Raw genomic sequence first — 826 nt, forward strand, 5'->3', positions numbered from 1 at the left:
ATTTAGTCTTTTCTGGGCTTCTTCTAGCGAAACGAACGCAATGTCATATGAAAATGCTTTTCTGCGAACAACCTCAACACTCCGTTCTACGTGTCCTTTTTGATTTCCTTTTCTTGGCTCGCAGAGCCGTATCCGAAATCCGTAATAATTGGAGAGGTTAAGCATGCCATCCGTGATCTTCCGATCCGTTCCAACAAATGATTTCACCACGGTTCTCATATTGTCGTATGTAAAGACAGAAGGCACAAAGCCTAAGTGGTCGATCAGCTTAGTGTGAACATCCTGTACGCAAATCATCGTCTCGGACTCGTAAAGTAACGCAAAGCGATAATTGCTGTAGGCCAAGGTGAAGACGGCCAGCGAATAGGACTTCCGTTTCCCGTCAATCACCAGTTTCACTTCTCCCCAATCAAATTCCACTTCCCAAGCTGCTGAATAGCGTTGCCGAACAAAGACCTCTTTCGCCCGCATTTCCTCAGTATTAACGAAATTCCGAACTGTCGTATAGCCGATGTCATATCCTTCTTCTTGTAGCTTTTCATACATATCAATCTTTTTCATTTGTTGCTTGCTCATATTGTTTTTGCGTTTCCATTCATTGTCCTGAATGAATCCCCTGAGCCTTTTTATGATCTCCTCTGTCATTTTGCGTTTTACCCCATCCCTTTTCTTATAGGAGGGTGGCGATAAGATATTCTCTGTAACCGGCAGGTTACGAACATCGGTTACCTTGCTATTCTCAAAGGCTTCGATGTATTTGGAAACGGTGTTTCTGGAGACCTTCACTTCTGTGGATATTTGTCTTTGGCTGACATCCTGAAGATGT

The 826-nt window shown here is 43.5% G+C and carries 1 protein-coding gene; it reads right to left on the bottom strand.

Annotation, left to right across the window (positions count from 1 at the left end):
* On the bottom strand, positions 1-826 hold an 826-nt coding region (istA, locus tag MLE13_RS17865; RefSeq protein WP_276323986.1), incomplete at both ends, for an IS21 family transposase.

Origin of the sequence: Planococcus halocryophilus (genome assembly GCF_022489025.1) — a bacterium.
GTDB lineage: Bacteria > Bacillota > Bacilli > Bacillales_A > Planococcaceae > Planococcus > Planococcus halocryophilus_A.